The organism is Rhizobiaceae bacterium, from assembly GCA_023953835.1.
In the GTDB taxonomy this organism is placed as follows: domain Bacteria; phylum Pseudomonadota; class Alphaproteobacteria; order Rhizobiales; family Rhizobiaceae; genus Mesorhizobium_G.
This window is the reverse complement of sequence record JAMLJB010000001.1, coordinates 410,996-428,732: the sequence shown is the minus strand read 5'-3', so window position 1 is coordinate 428,732 and position 17,737 is coordinate 410,996. Positions and strand designations below refer to the sequence as shown.

At 63.2% G+C, this 17,737-nt stretch carries 10 protein-coding genes, 1 tRNA gene and 1 pseudogene; 10 read left to right on the top strand and 2 right to left on the bottom strand.

Annotated elements, in window-relative coordinates; translation table 11 throughout:
• Positions 1-118 precede the first annotated feature (118 nt).
• The 10 genes and pseudogenes from glgB to M9924_02000 all read left to right on the top strand — a co-directional run bounded on the left by glgB (position 119) and on the right by M9924_02000 (position 16,836).
• Positions 119-2,410 carry a 1,4-alpha-glucan branching protein GlgB gene (gene glgB / locus M9924_02045; GenBank protein ID MCO5063175.1) on the top strand — a complete coding sequence of 764 codons (2,292 nt, stop codon included), beginning with the start codon at positions 119-121 and terminating at the stop codon, positions 2,408-2,410.
• Between the two features lie 15 nt (positions 2,411-2,425).
• Positions 2,426-3,688 carry a glucose-1-phosphate adenylyltransferase gene (gene glgC / locus M9924_02040; protein ID MCO5063174.1) on the top strand — a complete coding sequence of 421 codons (1,263 nt, stop codon included), beginning with the start codon at positions 2,426-2,428 and terminating at the stop codon, positions 3,686-3,688.
• A 207-nt stretch (positions 3,689-3,895) separates the two neighbouring features.
• Positions 3,896-5,332: pseudogene (glgA, locus tag M9924_02035) on the top strand (glycogen synthase GlgA).
• Positions 5,333-5,344: 12 nt separating this feature from the next.
• Positions 5,345-6,988, top strand: coding sequence for an alpha-D-glucose phosphate-specific phosphoglucomutase (locus M9924_02030; protein ID MCO5063173.1), 1,644 nt, complete (start codon positions 5,345-5,347; stop codon positions 6,986-6,988).
• A gap of 464 nt (positions 6,989-7,452) precedes the next feature.
• Positions 7,453-9,387, top strand: a complete 1,935-nt coding sequence (gene glgX, locus M9924_02025) for a glycogen debranching protein GlgX (protein MCO5063172.1) — start codon at positions 7,453-7,455, stop codon at positions 9,385-9,387.
• The gene (locus M9924_02020) at positions 9,377-10,993 is read left to right on the top strand and encodes an alpha-glucosidase family protein (GenBank protein ID MCO5063171.1); all 1,617 of its coding nucleotides are present in this window, start codon (positions 9,377-9,379) and stop codon (positions 10,991-10,993) included. The genes glgX and M9924_02020 overlap by 11 nt, the downstream gene beginning before the upstream one ends.
• Before the next feature lie 370 nt (positions 10,994-11,363).
• Positions 11,364-12,959 (top strand): peptide ABC transporter substrate-binding protein, encoded by a 1,596-nt coding sequence (locus M9924_02015; protein ID MCO5063170.1) that lies wholly within the window; start codon positions 11,364-11,366, stop codon positions 12,957-12,959.
• A gap of 203 nt (positions 12,960-13,162) precedes the next feature.
• Positions 13,163-14,086 carry an ABC transporter permease subunit gene (locus M9924_02010; protein ID MCO5063169.1) on the top strand — a complete coding sequence of 308 codons (924 nt, stop codon included), beginning with the start codon at positions 13,163-13,165 and terminating at the stop codon, positions 14,084-14,086.
• Positions 14,079-15,209, top strand: coding sequence for an ABC transporter permease subunit (locus tag M9924_02005; GenBank protein ID MCO5063168.1), 1,131 nt, complete (start codon positions 14,079-14,081; stop codon positions 15,207-15,209). The genes M9924_02010 and M9924_02005 overlap by 8 nt, the downstream gene beginning before the upstream one ends.
• 1 nt (position 15,210) lies before the next feature.
• Positions 15,211-16,836, top strand: coding sequence for an ABC transporter ATP-binding protein (locus M9924_02000; protein MCO5063167.1), 1,626 nt, complete (start codon positions 15,211-15,213; stop codon positions 16,834-16,836).
• Positions 16,837-16,854: 18 nt separating this feature from the next.
• On the opposite strand, the gene M9924_01995 is transcribed toward M9924_02000, so the two are convergent.
• Entirely contained in the window at positions 16,855-17,346 is a 492-nt protein-coding gene (locus M9924_01995; GenBank protein ID MCO5063166.1) for a hypothetical protein, read from the bottom strand.
• Between the two features lie 167 nt (positions 17,347-17,513).
• Positions 17,514-17,590 (bottom strand) — tRNA-Pro (locus M9924_01990).
• Between the last annotated feature and the right edge of the window lie 147 nt (positions 17,591-17,737).

Here is a 17,737-nt window from a genome sequence, read left to right as displayed (position 1 = left end):
TTGCGGGATGAATGCGAGGTTGAAGAGATCGTCCTTCTCCCCTTGTGGGAGAAGGTGCCGGCAGGCGGATGAGGGGTCAACTCGCAAGCATTGGCCTTCGTCAGGGAGGGTTCGGAGTATGAAAAAGGCCGGTCGCGCGGCGAAATCGACCCCCGCGAAAAAGAAGCTGCCGGCGGCGCGGGCCGGAGACGGCGCGGTGAAGGCCATTGTGGCAGGCACGCATGGCGATCCGTTCAGCGTGCTCGGCGTTCAGGAAACCGATGCTGGGTTCGTGGCCCGCTGCTTCATTCCCAATGCCGAGTTCGTGACCGTGTTCGATCTCGACGACAATGAGATCGGTACGCTGGAGCGGCGTGACGAGGCCGGGTTTTTCGAGGGTCCGCTGACGGTCGACCGACGCCAGCCGGTGCGCTACCTGGCGCGCAACGAGGGCGGCGAATGGTCGGAGATCGACCCCTATTCGTTCGGTCCCGTGCTCGGGCCGATGGACGATTACTACATTGCCGAAGGTTCGCATCTGCGGCTGTTCGACAAGCTGGGCGCACACCTGATCCATCACGAGGGTGCGGACGGCGTGCATTTCGCGGTGTGGGCGCCGAATGCGAAGCGCGTGTCGGTGGTTGGCGATTTCAACGACTGGGACGGGCGCAGGCTGCCGATGCGGATACGGCGCGACACCGGCATATGGGAGATTTTCGTTCCGGGCATCGGGGCAGGGCACACCTACAAGTTCGAGATCATCGGCGCGCAAGGATTGGTGCTGCCGCTGAAGGCCGATCCCTTCGCCTTCCAGTCGGAATTGCGCCCCGAGACGGCCTCGGTGACGGCGGCGCCCATGGTGCACGAATGGGGCGACGAGGCGCATCGCGACTATTGGCGCAACACGCAGGCGCGCCGCGACCCTATTTCCATCTACGAGGTGCACGCCGGATCGTGGCAGCGTCGCGAGGACGGCTCGTTCCTGTCATGGGACGAACTGGCGGAGCGGCTGGTCCCCTATGTGGTGGATGCGGGCTTCACGCATATCGAGTTCCTGCCGATCTCGGAACATCCGTTCGACCCGTCATGGGGCTACCAGACCACGGGGCTTTTCGCCCCGAGCGCGCGTTTCGGTGATCCCGCAGGCTTCGCGCGCTTTGTGGACGGCGCGCATCGCGCCGGCATCGGCGTCATCATCGACTGGGTGCCAGCGCATTTTCCGACCGACCAGTTCGGGCTGGCGCGCTTCGACGGCACCGCGCTTTATGAGCACGAGGACCCTCGCAAGGGCTACCACCCAGACTGGAACACGCTGATCTACAATTTCGGACGGCGTGAGGTGTTGTCCTTCCTCATCAACAACGCGCTCTACTGGGCGGAGAAATTCCATGTCGACGGGCTGCGCGTCGATGCGGTCGCCTCGATGCTCTACCTCGACTACTCGCGCAAGCAGGGCGAGTGGATACCGAACGAGAAGGGCGGGCGCGAAAACCTTGAAGCCGTGCGCTTCCTGCAGGAGATGAACGCGCGGCTCTATGGCACGCATCCCGGCATCATGACGATTGCCGAGGAATCCACTTCGTGGCCGAAAGTTTCGCAGCCGACCGACCAGGGCGGGCTGGGATTCGGCTTCAAGTGGAACATGGGCTTCATGCACGACACGCTGAAATACATGGCGCGCGAGCCGGTGCACAGGAAGTTCCATCACAGCGACCTCACATTCGGCCTGCTCTACGCGTTCTCCGAGAATTTCGTTCTGCCGCTCAGCCATGACGAGGTGGTGCACGGCAAGGGCACGCTGCTGCACAAGATGTCCGGCGACGACTGGCAGAAATTCGCGAACCTGCGCGCCTACTACGCCTTCATGTGGGGCTATCCCGGCAAGAAGCTGCTGTTCATGGGGCAGGAATTCGCGCAGCGCCGCGAATGGAGCGAGGCGCGCGCGCTCGATTGGGACTTGCTTGCCCATCCGCCGCATCAGGGCGTGCGCAAGCTGGTGCGCGACCTGAACGGCATCTACCGCTCGCGGCCCGCGCTGCATGCGCGCGATTGCGAGCCGGACGGCTTCACATGGCTGGTGGTGGACGATCAGGAGAACTCTGTCTTTGCCTGGCTGCGCACGGCGCCGGGCGAAAATCCGGTGGCGGTGATCTCGAACTTCACCCCGGTGGTGCGCAAGGGATATGGCCTGCCGCTGCCGAGGCCGGGTAAATGGCGCGAGATCGTCAACACCGACGCCGCCGACTATGGCGGCTCGGGCGTGGGGAACGACGGCGCGGTCGAGGCCTATCCCACGTCGGACGGTAAGGCGCATGCCGTGCTGCGCCTGCCGCCGCTGGCGACCGTGATGCTGGAATTCGTCGAGGAAGGGCCGGTGGCCGAAACGCTGCCGGAAGATACCGCCGAAAAGGCGGAGGTTGTGCCATCATGAGAGTGGGAGGAGTCAATGGCTGATCTGAACCGGACACAGCCGCTCGCGCGCGACGCAATGGCCTATGTGCTGGCGGGCGGCAGGGGCAGTCGCCTCAAGGAACTGACCGACCGGCGCGCCAAGCCCGCCGTGCATTTCGGCGGCAAGACGCGCATCATCGATTTCGCGCTCTCGAACGCCATCAATTCCGGCATCCGGCGCATCGGCGTCGCGACACAGTACAAGGCGCATTCGCTGATCCGCCATTTGCAGCGCGGCTGGAATTTCATGCGGCCCGAGCGCAATGAAAGCTTCGACATCCTGCCCGCCTCGCAGCGCGTTTCGGAGACGCAATGGTATGAGGGCACGGCGGACGCGGTATACCAGAACACCGACATCATCGAGGGCTACGGCCCGGAGTTCATGGTCATCCTGGCGGGCGACCACATCTACAAGATGGACTACGAGCTGATGCTGCGCCAGCATGTCGAGCAGAACGCCGACGTGACGGTGGGCTGCCTCGAAGTGCCTCGCATGGAGGCCACAGGCTTCGGCGTCATGCATGTCGACACGCAGGACAAGATCGTCGCCTTCGTGGAAAAGCCGGCCGATCCGCCCGCGATCCCCGACAAGCCGGATTTCGCGCTCGCCTCCATGGGCATCTACGTGTTCCACACCAAGTTCCTGATGGACCTTTTGCGCAAGGACGCGTCAGACCCGGATTCAAGCCGCGATTTCGGCAAGGACATCATCCCTTACATCGTCGATCACGGTAAGGCGGTGGCGCACCGCTTCGCGCGGTCCTGCGTGCGTTCTTCCATGGAAGCGGAAGCCTACTGGCGTGACGTCGGGACCATCGACGCCTATTGGGAGGCCAATATCGACCTGACGGACGTGACGCCCGAACTCGACATTTACGACCGCGACTGGCCGATCTGGACCTATGCCGAATTGAAGCCGCCCGCGAAATTCGTGCATGACGAGGCGGCGCGGCGCGGCATGGCGGTTTCGTCCGTGATCGCGGGCGACTGCATCGTGTCCGGCGCGTCGCTCAAGCGCAGCCTGATCTTCACAGGCGCGCGGATCAACTCCTATTCGACGCTGAACGAGGTGGTGATGCTGCCCGACTGCACGGTCGGGCGCAACTCGCGCCTGTCGCGCTGCGTGATCGATTCCGGCGTGCACATTCCCGAAAAACTCATCGTCGGCGAGGACGCGAAGGCGGACGCCAAGCGCTTTCGCGTGAGTGAAAAGGGCATCGTGCTCATCACGCAGGAAATGATCGCGCGGTTGGGGTGAGTTCATTGATGGGTTAAGAAGCACCCCTCATCCGCCTGCCGGCACCTTCTCCCACAAGGGCAGAAGGACGATGCCGGGACGCCCTGCTTGTTCGGCAGCGCCGGCGTTTGCGAAGTTCGCCTTCTCCCCTTGTGGGAGAAGGTGCCGGCAGGCGGATGAGGGGTATTACTGGATGCAATCGCTGAATCCGTTAAATCGAAAGACCGCATGAAAGTCCTTTCCGTAACTTCCGAACTCTATCCGCTGATCAAGACCGGCGGGCTGGCCGATGTGACCGGGGCGCTGCCGCTGGCGCTGGCACATCATGGCGTGGAGATGCGCTCGCTGCTGCCGGGCTATCCGCAGGTGCTGAAGGCGCTGGACCACACCGAGACGGTTTACCACTACGACGCGCTGTTCGGCGGCCCGGCAACGCTGCTGGCGGCGCGGGTCGCGGGCCTCGACCTCTATGTGATCGACGCGCCGCACCTCTATGACCGGAACGGCGGGGCCTATGGCGATCCGAACGGCAATGACTGGCCGGACAACTGGCAGCGCTTCGCGGCGCTGAGCCGTGTCGGCGCCGACATCGCCGAAGGCAAGCTCGCCGTTTTCAAGCCCGATCTCGTGCATGCGCATGACTGGCAGGGCGCGCTGACCATCGCCTATATGCGCTTCGGCCCCGCACGTGACATGCCGAGCGTGATGACGGTGCACAATCTCGCCTTCCAGGGGCGGTTCCCTGCGGGCATCTTCGGAAGCCTCGGTCTGGCGAGCGAGGCGATGACCGTGGACGGCGTCGAATATTACGGCGGCGTCGGCTACCTGAAGGCCGGGCTGCAATCGGCCTGGGCGGTGACCACCGTCAGCCCGACCTATGCGCAGGAAATCCGCACGCCGGAATTCGGCATGGGGCTGGACGGCCTCATCAACCGGCGCGCCGCCGATCTCTTCGGCATCGTCAACGGCATCGACGACGAGGTGTGGAACCCGGCGACCGACAGGCATCTCGCGGCCACTTTTGACGCTGCGACGCTTGATAAACGGGCGGTGAACCGCGCGGCGCTGGAGGAACGCTTCGGCCTGCAAAGCGACGGCTCGCCGATTTTCTGCGTCGTCAGCCGCCTGACATGGCAGAAGGGCATGGACCTTCTTGCGGAAATCGCCGACGATCTCGTCGCGTCCGGCGCGCGGCTGGTGGTGCTGGGATCGGGCGACAGCGGACTTGAAGGCCGGCTTCTCGCCGCCGCCTCGCGCCATCGCGGACGGACCGGCGTCGTGATCGGCTATGACGAGGCGCTGTCACACCTGATACAGGGCGGCGCGGACGCAATCCTCATTCCCTCCCGTTTCGAGCCCTGCGGACTGACGCAGCTCTATGGCCTGCGCTATGGCTGCGTGCCCGTGGTGGCGCGCACGGGCGGGCTGGCGGATACGGTGATCGACGCCAACGAGGCGGCGGTGACGGCGGGCGTCGCCACCGGCCTGCTGCACGACCCGGCTAGCGCTGCGGCGCTGCTCAACGCGGTTTACCGGACAATCGGACTGCATGGCGACCGCGAGGTCTGGGCAGCGCTGCAAAAGCAGGGCATGAAGAGCGATGTTTCCTGGACGCGCAGCGCGGGGAAATACGCCGATCTCTACCGCAACCTACTTTCCAGAAGGCCGGGCCACGACATGAGCGCACAAGCCGATTTCAGGACCGTTCCCACCAGGCCCTATATGGACCAGAAGCCGGGAACATCCGGCCTTCGCAAGAAGGTGCCGGTGTTCCGGCAGGAAAACTATGCCGAGAATTTCATCCAGTCAGTGTTCAACTCGCTGGAAGGGTTCGAGGGCGAGACGCTGGTGATCGGCGGCGACGGTCGCTACCTCAACCGCGAGGTGATCCAGAAGGCAATCGCGATGGCGGCGGCCAACGGCTTCGGCAAGGTCATGGTGGGGCAGGGCGGCATCCTGTCGACGCCCGCCGCATCCAACATCATCCGCAAATACAAGGCGTTCGGCGGGCTTGTGCTGTCGGCCAGCCACAATCCCGGCGGTCCGCACGAGGATTTCGGCATCAAGTACAATATCGGCAATGGCGGTCCCGCGCCGGAGAAGGTGACGGACGCGATCTTCGCCCACACCAAGGCGATCACCGAATACCGCATCGCGAATATCGGCGAGGTCGATCTCGACACGGTCGGAAGCTTCGAGGTCGCTGGCATGACCGTGGAGGTCATCGATCCGGTGGCGGATTATGCCGAACTGATGGAAAGCCTGTTCGACTTCGCCGCCATCCGCGCCATGTTCAAGGGCGGCTTCCGCATGGCGATGGATTCCATGCATGCCGTGACCGGCCCCTATGCCAAGGAGATACTGGAAGGGCGGCTCGGCGCGCCGAAGGGCACGGCGCGCAACTTCCACCCGCTGCCGGATTTTGGCGGGCATCATCCCGACCCCAATCTCGTTCATGCCAAGGAACTCTATGACGACGTAATGAGCGCCGCCGGACCGGATTTCGGGGCCGCGTCGGACGGCGACGGCGACCGCAACATGATCGTCGGCAAGGGCATGTTCGTGACGCCTTCCGACAGCCTCGCACTGATCGCGGCGAACGCCACCTGCGCGCCGGGCTACAAGCGCGGTCTGGCGGGCATCGCGCGCTCCATGCCGACAAGTGCGGCCGCCGACCGCGTGGCCGAAAAGCTCGGCATCGGCATTTATGAAACGCCGACCGGCTGGAAGTTCTTCGGCAATCTGCTGGATGCGGGCAAGGCGACCGTGTGCGGCGAGGAAAGCTTCGGCACCGGCTCCGACCATGTGCGCGAAAAGGACGGGCTGTGGGCGGTGCTGTTCTGGCTCAATATCCTTGCCGCCCGCAAGCAGAGCGTGAAGCAGATCGTCGAGGCGCACTGGAAGGAATTTGGCCGCAACTATTATTCGCGGCATGACTACGAGGAAGTCGAGAGCGAAAAGGCCAATGCGCTGATCGAGGAATTGCGGGCGGGACTGGCGAAGCTGCCCGGCAGGAAAGTGCAGGGCATGGTGGTCGAGGCGGCGGACGATTTTGCCTATCACGATCCGGTGGATGGCTCGGTGTCGGAACATCAGGGCGTGCGCGTGCTGTTCAAGGGCGGCTCGCGCGTCGTGTTCCGGCTGTCGGGCACGGGCACCTCGGGCGCGACGCTGCGCGTCTATTTCGAGCGCTACGAGCCGGATGCGAAGAAGCAGAATGTCGAGACGCAGAAGGCGCTCGGCGATCTCATCAAGGCCGCGGACGAAATCGCCGGGATCGTCAGGCACACAGGCAGGAAGAAGCCGACGGTGATTACGTGAGGGCGGGGCGGGTGGAACTACCCCCGCTCCGTCATGCTTTGCATGACACCTCTCCCCCGCAAAGCAGGGGAGAGGAAGGGCGCGCTTCACCTCTGTGCCCGCAAGCCTTGCTATGCTTGACGCCCTTCCTCTCCCTTACGAAGTGGGGGAGAGGTGGCTCCGCGAAGCGGGGACGGAGTGGGGGTGGTGCAATCGTGGCAATGCTCGCACTGCCCCTCATCCGCCTGCCGGCACCTTCTCCCCGTTTTGACGGGGAGAAGGAGGAAGGCTGTAAGGTCCCGCTCCTTCGGTGGTGGGGGCTTTTGCCGGCGTTCGTGAAATCTCCCTTCTCACCGTTCCAACGTGGAGAAGGACGATGGTTGCAAGGTCCCGCTCCTTCGGCGGCGGGGGTGTTTGCCGACGTTCGTGAAATCTGCCTTCTCCCCGCGCGCGGGGAGAAGGTGCCGGCAGGCGGATGAGGGGCAGTGAACGTGGCTGCTCCTCTCGGCGTATCCCCGACCACAGGCGGAACGCGCTTTGCCGTCTGGTCCGGCACGGCGAGGACGATCTGGCTCTGCCTGTTCGACCGCGCCGGAAAGGAAGCGCGCATCGAAATGCAGCGCGACGGCGACGGCGTGTTTTCGACGGTCGCGGCTGTGGGCGATGGCCAGCGCTACGGTTTCCGCGCGGATGGCGAATACCATCCGGAACGGGGCCTGTGGTTCGACCCGGACAAGCTGCTGATGGACCCCTACGCGGTCGAGATCGACGGCGCATATCACTATGACGCGCGGCTGGCATCGCCGCGCGGCAGCGGTGTCGATACAGCGCCGCTGATGCCGAAGGCAATTGTGAGGCAATCGCCGGAAGCGATTCAAACGACTCCGCTTTTCCGCCCTGGCGGGCTGATCTACGAATTGCAGGTCAAGGCCTTCACGAAGCTGCATCCCGATGTGCCGAAAAAGCTTCGCGGGACGGTGGCGGCGCTGGCGCATCCGGCCATCATCGAGCATCTGAAGAAACTGCGCGTTTCGGCGGTGGAACTCATGCCCATTACGGCTTGGATGGACGAGCGCCACCTGCCGCCGCTCGGCCTCTCCAACGCATGGGGTTATAACCCGGTCTCGTTCATGGCGCTCGATCCGCGATTGTGTCCGGGCGGCATGGCGGAGCTTCGCGAAACGGTCGCCGCGTTGCGCGATGCGGGCATCGGCGTGATCCTCGATCTGGTGTTCAACCACACCGCCGAGAGCGACGTGCACGGCCCGACGCTCTCGCTGCGCGGCCTCGACGCCACGGCCTATTATCGCAGCCGCAACGGACGGCTGGTCAACGACACCGGCACCGGCAATACGGTCGCCTGCGATCATCCGGTCGCGCGACGACTGGTGCTGGATTCGCTGCGGCATTTCGTGCGCCATGCGGGCGTGGACGGCTTCCGCTTCGATCTCGCGCCGATCCTCGGACGCGACGGGCACGGCTTCGATCCGAACGCGGCGCTGCTGCGCGAGATGCGCGAGGACCCGCTGCTGCGGGACCGGGTGCTGATCGCCGAGCCGTGGGACATCGGGCATGGCGGCTACCAGCTCGGCAATTTCGGGCCGGCCTTTCTGGAATGGAACGATCGCGTGCGTGATGATTTCCGTCGCTTCTGGCGCGGGGACCGGGAAATGGTGGGGACGCTGGCAACCGCGCTGGCGGGTTCTTCGGAAGTATTCCAGCGCGACGGCCACAACGACACGCGCACGGTGAATTTCATCGCCGCGCATGACGGGCTGACGCTGACCGATCTCGTCAGCGTCGAGCGCAAGCACAATGAGGCCAATGGCGAGCAGAACCGCGACGGGCACAATGAAAACCTGTCGTGGAACAATGGCGTCGAGGGCGGCACCGACGACCCGGCGATCATTGCGGGCAGGGCGCGCGACCTGAGGGCCTTGCTGGGGACGCTGTTCGCCTCGCGCGGTGCGATCATGCTGACGGCGGGCGACGAATTCGGGCGCACGCAGCACGGCAACAACAACGCCTATTGCCAGGACAATGAGCTGACATGGCTCGACTGGGCGGACCGTGACCGTGAGCTTGAGGCATATGCTTTCGCGCTGGCGGATATCCGGGCGGGCTTCCCGGCGTTCGCGCAGACCCGTTTCCTCACCGGCGAGGATGTGGAATGGCTGACCGAAACCGGAGCGACGATGACCACGGCGGACTGGGAAGACCCGGAGCGCCGCAGGCTCAGCATGGTGCTGTCGTCGGGAAGTGGTCGGCTCGCGGTCCTGTTCAACGGCGACCGCCGCAAGCGGGCATTTTCGCTGCCGGCGCGCGAAGGGTATGAATGGGCCGTAGTCTCCGGCAGTGCCAACGGCGTTGTCGAGGGAAGGTCGGTTGCGTTCTGGCGAGAGGTAGCGGATGACGAATAGCGACTGGTGGCGCGGCTGCGCCATTTATCAGGTGTATCCACGTTCCTTTCAGGACAGCAATGGCGACGGCATCGGCGACCTGCCGGGCATCATTGAACGCCTTCCCTATATCGCCTCGCTCGGTGTGGACGCCATCTGGCTCTCGCCATTCTTCAAATCGCCACAGGCCGACATGGGCTACGACGTGTCCGACTACTGCGCGGTCGATCCGATGTTCGGCACGATGGAGGATTTTGACCGGCTGGTAAAAAGCGCGCATGAGCTTGGGCTGAAAATCATCATCGATCAGGTTCTGGCGCACACTTCGGACCGGCATCCGTGGTTTGTCGAAAGCCGCGCCAGCCGCGACAACGACAAGGCCGACTGGTTCGTCTGGGCCGATCCGAAGCCGGACGGCACCGCGCCCAACAACTGGCTCTCCGTGTTCGGCGGTTCGGCATGGGAGTGGGAATCCACGCGCAAGCAATATTACCTGCACAATTTTCTCGCCTCGCAGCCCGCCCTGAATTTCCACAATCCGGCGGTGCAGGACGCGTTGCTGGACACGGTGCGGTTCTGGCTGGAAAAGGGCGTGGACGGTTTCCGGCTGGACACGGTGAACTACTACTTTCAGGACGCGGCGTTGCACAGCAATCCTCCGCTTCCCCGTCGCAGGCGGGAGGCACTGGACGCCAATAACCCGTATCTGTTCCAGCACCATCTCTACGACAAGTCCCGACCGGAAAACCTGAGCTTTCTCAAGCGGTTTCGGGCGCTTCTGGATTCATTCGGCGAGCGCGCCTCCGTGGGCGAGGTGGGCGACGAGGACAGATCCCTCGACACGGTCGCCGCCTATACCGGCGACGGCGACAAGCTGCATATGTGCTACACATTCGATATGCTTGGGGACGCGTTTTCGCCCGCGCATTTTCGCGGATGCGTCGAGCGCTTCTTCGACAAGGTGCGCGACGGCTGGGTGTGCTGGGCGTTCTCCAACCACGATGTGATGCGGCATGTCACCCGCTGGGCGAGACCGGGGCAGGACAGCGACGATGTCGCCCGTTTTGCCATCTCGCTGCTCGCCTGCCTGCCAGGTTCGATCTGCCTCTATCAGGGCGAGGAACTCGGCATGCAGGAAGCCGAACTCACCTTCGAGCAATTGCGCGACCCCTACGGCATCCGGTTCTGGCCGGGTTTCAAGGGACGCGACGGGTGCCGCACGCCGATGGTGTGGGACGCCGGCAAGGCGAATGCCGGGTTCACGGACGGCACGCCCTGGCTGCCGGTCTCGGCGGAATCGGCGGCCCGCGCCGTGGATGTGCAGGAGAGCGGCCCGGGCTCGGTGCTGCACCATTATCGCGCCGTGCTGGCGGCCCGCAGGCGCACTCCCGCGCTGGTTTCCGGCGGGTTCCGGTTTCTGGACAGCAAGCGTGACGTGCTTGCACTCATTCGCGAAAGCGGGAGCCAGCGTGTGCTGTGCGCGTTCAATTTTTCGAGCCTACCGGTGAAGTGGAAACTGCCCGAGGGGATGGACATCGGCGATGTGCTGTTTTCCGGCGCAATCGTCTCGCGCGGCAGGGTCGAACTGCCGCCGCTCGGGTTCTTCGTCGCGGAATTGTTGGGGTAGGGGCGTCCTTGGCGCGCTCGCCCCGCCCCTCATCCCGCTGCCGCGACCTTCTCCCACAAGGGGAGAAGGAGGATTTCTTGGTCGCCAGCTTCAATCGCCGATGTCGCAGAATGATTGCGTCGCTGCGGAAATCGTCCTTCTCCCCTTGTGGGAGAAGGTGCCGGCAGGCGGATGAGGGGTCGGTCCAATTCACGCCAACAAGCCTCTTTCCACATGACCCAGCGTCATCTGCAACCCGGTGTTGTGTTGGTTATATGCTCTGATAGTCTCGCCCACAGAGCGGCGGGCCATCGCCCTCCGCATGGGAACAGGCACGGCAATATCCGCGCCTCGACCGCCGAAAAACCGGCGGCAAACAGGGAGTAGTTCCATGATCCACACTCTTCTCCGTTCGACCATATTCGCGACCTCGCTGGTGCTGGCGGGTGGCGCGCTCATGACACCGGCCTTCGCCGAGGTCATTTACAATCGCGGCAGCGCCGCCGAGCCGGAAACGGTCGATCCGCACAAGACATCGACTGTCTATGAGGCGCATGTGCTGCGCGACCTGTTCGAGGGGCTCGTGATGCAGGACGCCAAGGCGGGGCTGATCCCCGGCGCGGCGGAAAGCTGGACCGTTTCCGACGACGGCAAGACCTACACGTTCAAGCTGCGCGCGGATGCCGTGTGGTCGGACGGCAGTCCGGTTACGGCGGATGATTTCGTCTATTCCTTCCGCCGTTTGGAAGATCCGGCGACGGGCGCGGAATATGCCTCCATGCTATATCCCATCGTGAACGCAGAGGAGGTGAACACGGGTAAGGCGAAACCGGAGGAAATCGGCGTCAAGGCAATCGATGCCACCACGCTGGAAATCTCGCTGAAAGCGCCGACGCCCTATTTCCTTGAGATGCTGACCCATCAGGCGGCCTATCCCGTCAACAAGGCCTCCATCGAGAAGGATGGCGCGGACTGGATCAAGCCCGGCAAGCTGGTGTCGAACGGGGCCTTCACGCTGGTGGAGTGGGTGCCGAACGACCATCTGAAGATGGTGAAGAACTCGAAATTCCACGACGCGGACAGCGTGAAGATCGATGTGATCAACTTCATTCCGACCGAGGACCGCTCGTCGGCCATGAAGCGCTACGAAGCCGGCGAGCTGGACAGCTATGACGATCTGCCGACCGAGCAACTGACCGAATTGAAGGCGAAGTTCGGCGACCAGATCCGCGTCGCGCCCTATCTCGGCACCTATTATTACGCGATCAAGACCGACAAGGCCCCATGGGACAATGTCGAGCTTCGCAATGCGGTCTCCGAGGCCATCGACCGGGACTTCCTTGCCGAGAAAGTCTGGAACAACTCCATGTTTCCCGGCTATTCCATGGTGCCGCCCGGCATCGAGGGTTACAAATCCTCGATGGCGAAATTCGCGGATAAATCGCAGATCGACCGCGAGGACGAAGCCAAGGCGGTTCTGGAAAAGCTCGGTTATACGCCGGAAAAGCCGCTGAAAATGGAAATCCGCTACAACACCTCCGAGAACCACAAGAACACGGCGGTGGCCATTCAGGAGCAGTTGAAGCCGCTCGGCATCGAGGTGACGCTGCTCAACACCGACACCAAGACCCACTACGCGCATCTTGAGCAGAAGGGCGATTTCGACGTGGCCCGCGCCGGATGGATCGCCGACTATCAGGATCCGGAAACGTTCCTCGGCATTTCGCGCAAGGCCAGCGGCAACAATTATTCGAACTATGACAGTCCTAAATTCGAGGAATTGATGGACAAGGCCGCCGCAGCGGGCGGCAATCCGCCGGAGCGCTTCAAGCTCCTGAGCGAAGCCGAACAGGTGTTGATCGACGATGTCGGGCAAATCCCGCTGCTCTACTACAGCTTCCACAACATCGTGTCGCCGAAGCTCACCGGCTTCGAAGACAATGTGATGGACGTGCACCCCACAAGGTTCATCAGCAAGGCCGAGTGATTGTTGTCGTGCCCCCACTCCGGTTTGCTTCGCAAACCACCTCTCCCCCGCTCCGCAGGTGAGAGGAAGGACGCGGTTGAGATGTCAGGCTCCCTTCCTCGCCCCCACTTTGTGGGGGAGAGGTGGTTTGCGAAGCAAACCGGAGTGGGGGCCGTGCGCTCGATCGATTGTCATGTTGCACCCATGACCGAAGGGCAGGTGGAATGCTCTTATACCTGATCCGTAGGTTGCTGACGGCCATACCGACGCTGTTCGTGATCGTGACGATCGCGTTTTTCCTGATCCGCGTCGCGCCGGGCGGGCCGTTCAACCAGGAGCGCGGCCTGAGCCCTGAAATCCGGGCCAACCTCGAAGCGCAGTTTGGCCTGAACGATCCGCTGTGGCTGCAATACTGGAACTACCTGAAGAACCTGCTGCACGGAAATTTCGGGCCGAGCTACAATTTGCCCGACTTCACCGTGACGGAGCTTTTCCGGGCCGGCCTGCCGATCTCGATACAGCTTGGCGCGTCGGCATTGATACTGGCGCTGCTGGTGGGCAGCACGCTTGGCATCATCGCGGCGCTGAACCAGAACCGTGCGGCGGATTATGCCGTGATCGCGACCGCCACGGCGGGCAGCACGATCCCGACCTTCGTGATCGCGCCGATCATCCAGCTCGTCTTTGCGCTGTCGTGGAAGCTGTTACCGGTCGGCGGCTGGGGCGACGGCGCGCTGGTCAACAAGATCGGCCCGGTGCTGACGCTGGCGCTGCCGCAAATGGCCATCGTGGCGCGTCTGATGCGCGGCTCGATGATCGAATCGCTGCGCTCGCACCATATCCGCACCGCACGCGCGATGGGCCTGTCCGACTGGTCGGTGGTGGTCAAGCACGCGCTGCGCGGGGCGCTGCTGCCGATCATTTCCTATGCGGGACCGGCGGCGGCGGCGCTGCTGACGGGCTCGATCATTGTCGAGACGATCTTCGCCATTCCCGGCGTCGGGCGTTATTTCGTGCAGGCCGCGCTCAATCGAGACTACACGCTTGTGATGGGTACGGTGGTGGTGATCGCGATTTTCACCATCGTTTTCAACCTCATCGTCGACCTGCTCTATGCGGTGGTCGATCCGAGGGTGCGCTATGACTGAGCTTGCCGCCGAGATCGCGCCCGATCCTGAACGGCTGGGCCGGTCGCTGTGGGGCGATGCGTGGCTGCGCCTCAAGGCGAACAGGGCGGCGATGGTCAGCCTGTTCTACCTGGCGCTGATGACGCTGGTCTGCGTGTTCGGGCCTTTCTTTTCCCCGCATCTCTACACGACGATCTACCCGGACTATGTGCGCACGCCCCCGAGCCTTTCGCCCTATCCGAAGGAGGAGATGATCGAAACGGCGATGAACGATGCGGTGCGGCGCATGCGCGTCGACGTGAAGGACATCAGGCAGGAGGACGGGCGCGTGCTGGTGACGGTGACTTCCGCCAAGCCGTTCGACGAGCGGAACCTGCGCTATATCGACCGCTCCGACACGTTCGACGATGCGCGCATCGAAAGCAGTTCGCCCGACGGGTTGGAAACGGTCATCAGCGCCTCGACCTTGCAGCAATATTTCCTGTTCGGCACCGACAATGTGGGCCGCGACCTGTTCACGCGCACGCTGGTGGCGGGGCGCATCTCGCTTTCCATCGGCCTGCTGGCCGGGTTGGTGGCGGTGACGATCGGCGTGGTCTACGGCGCGACGGCGGGCTTCCTCGGCGGCAGGACGGACGAGGTGATGATGCGCATCGTGGACGTGCTCTACTCGCTGCCGTTCATCTTCTTCGTCATCATGCTGGTCGTGTTTTTCGGGCGCAATTTCGTGCTGATGTTCCTTGCCGTGGGGGCGGTGCTTTGGCTCGACATGGCGCGCATCGTGCGCGGGCAGGCACTCTCGATCCGCAGGCAGGAATATGTGCAGGCGGCCGAGGCGCTGGGCGTTTCGCAGGCGGGCATATTGATGCGCCACGTCATTCCGAACCTGCTCGGGCCGGTGGTGATCTACATGACGCTGCTGGTGCCGCAGGTGATCTTGCTGGAGAGCTTCCTGTCCTTCCTGGGGCTTGGCGTGCAGGAGCCGATGACGAGCTGGGGCGTGCTGATTTCAGCGGGCGCGGCGAACATCGGCAGCGCCAACTGGATGCTGCTCTATCCGGCCTTTTTCCTTGTCTCGACGCTGTTTGCCCTGAACTTCATCGGCGACGGGCTGCGCGACGCGCTCGACCCGAAGGATCGCTGAGATGGAGCAGGCGGTTCTCGAAGTGAAGAAGCTGCGGGTGACGTTCCGTACGCTGGACGGCACGGTGGAGGCCGTGAAGGGCATCGACCTCGTGGTGAATGCGGGGGAGACGGTGGCGATCGTCGGCGAATCCGGGTCCGGCAAGAGCCAGACCATGATGGCCGCGATGCGGCTGCTGGCCTCCAATGGCGAGGCGAGCGGCGCGGTCGAATATCGCGGGCGCAACCTGCTGGAGCTTCCGAAGCAGGAACTGAACAAGGTGCGCGGCGCAAGGATCAGCATGATCTTCCAGGAGCCGATGACCTCGCTCGATCCGCTCTACACCATCGGCAACCAGCTCATGGAGCCGATCATGCGCCATCGCAGGCTTGGCCATGGGAAAGCGAAGGAGGAAGCGCTGCGGCTGCTGAAGCTCGTGCAGATTCCCGACCCGGAGCGGCGCATGGGTTCTTATCCGCACGAAATGTCGGGCGGGCAGCGCCAGCGCGTGATGATCGCCATGGCTCTCGCCAACGACCCCGACGTGCTGATTGCCGACGAGCCGACGACGGCGCTCGACGTGACCATTCAGGCGCAGATACTGGGCCTGCTCGCGGAGCTTCAGAAGGAGCTTGGCACGGCCATCGTGTTCATCACCCACGACCTCGGGATCGTGCGCAGGCTGGCCGACCGGGTCTATGTCATGCGTCGCGGAGAGGTGGTGGAGAGCGGCGCGACGGAGCGCATCTTTTCAAGCCCGCAACATGACTACACGAGAATGCTGCTGGCGGCGGAGCCGACCGGGCACAAGGAGCCGCCCGAACGCGATGCGCCGATCCTGCTCGATGGCCGCAATGTCGAGGTCACGTTCCGCATCGGTGGCGGATTTCTGGCCGGGCCGCCCATGCTGCTGCGGGCGGTGGACCGGATCAACGTCATTCTCAGGAAGCGCCAGACGATCGGCATTGTGGGCGAATCCGGTTCGGGCAAGTCGACGCTGGGGCGCGCTCTGCTCAGGCTTCTGCCGAGTGAGGGGCGCATACGTTTCGACGGCCGCGACATTTCCACGGCGACGCGCGACCAGATGCGCCCCTTGCGGCACGACATGCAGCTTGTGTTCCAGGACCCGTTCGGCTCGCTGTCGCCGCGCATGACGGTGGGGCAGATCATCACCGAGGGGCTGCGGGTGCATGAGCCGGCATTGTCGCGCAGGCAGCGCGACCATCGCGCGGTCGAGGCGCTGCGCGAGGTCGGGCTGGACCCCGTGATGCGCAATCGCTATCCGCACGAATTTTCTGGCGGCCAGCGCCAGCGCATCGCCATTGCGCGGGCGATCATCCTGAAACCGAAACTGGTCGTGCTGGACGAGCCGACTTCGGCGCTGGATCGTTCGGTGCAGAAGCAGATCGTGGAACTGCTGCGCAAATTGCAGGCCGACAACGATCTGTCCTACCTGTTCATCAGCCACGACCTGGCGGTGGTGCGAGCGATGGCCGACTACATAATCGTTATGAGGCAGGGCAAGATCGTCGAAGAGGGGCCGACCGACGAGATTTTCGACGACCCACGCGCCGCCTACACGCAGACGCTGATGGCGGCAGCACTCGATTCGACGCGGTTCAGAGCGGAAGCCCGTGGACAAGGCTGACGAACCTAGTGGTGGTCCCTATGACGTCGCCCGGGCTTCCCGCTGCGATTTCCAGAGCCAGTAGGGCAGAGCAACCATCTGTATCAGCGTGATGACAAGCAACACACCGAAATTATTGGCCGCATAGTCCTGCGTTGCTGCCGCTTGATAAAAATGCCCGACAGCAACACCGAAGCAAAACAGCGCGATGTAAATCACAACCGCAGATTTGAACTCCAGACCGCGCCAGAAGGAGAGAATCGCCGCGATTCCAATCGCTATGTCGGCCACTCCGATCTCGAACTGAAAAGGGCTGTTTGCCCAGCCGATCGAACTGGCCGCAACGTTTGGGAAAAAGACGTGGAAGACACCGCTCCATACATATGAGACGCCGATGCCGAGCAATAGCATCCAGTCCAGAAAACGCCTGTCGAGCGAATGGTTCTTACGGGACAGAAACGCCAGAAGAATCGCGGCTACGAACAGAATTTCCGGGATATGCGACAGGATGGACCCGATTATTCTTGCCACAGACATCCCCTCAGATGCGCCGCTCAGCTATCGCGATTTGTAGCACGCGCAACAGAGTTTACCAGTGCGTCTCAACCACATTCGACACTATCGGTAACACGTTGGCGGGTTTTTGATTTCCTGGGTACAAACTGTTGCCCAAGCTTCAGGTCCATACGGATTTCAACTGGTCGGAGTGGCAGGATTTGAACCTGCGACCCCCTCGTCCCGAACGAGGTGCGCTACCAGACTGCGCTACACTCCGCGACCAGACGGCGGGCTTATAGCCGCCGCGTTCTGCCCCGGCAAGGGAGAACATTGTTCTGTTTGAGGAAAAATCCCGCGCTGGGTGAAGGCGATGTTCCCGGTTGCAATATGGGCCGCCCTGTTCCATCACGCTGCCCGACAATGC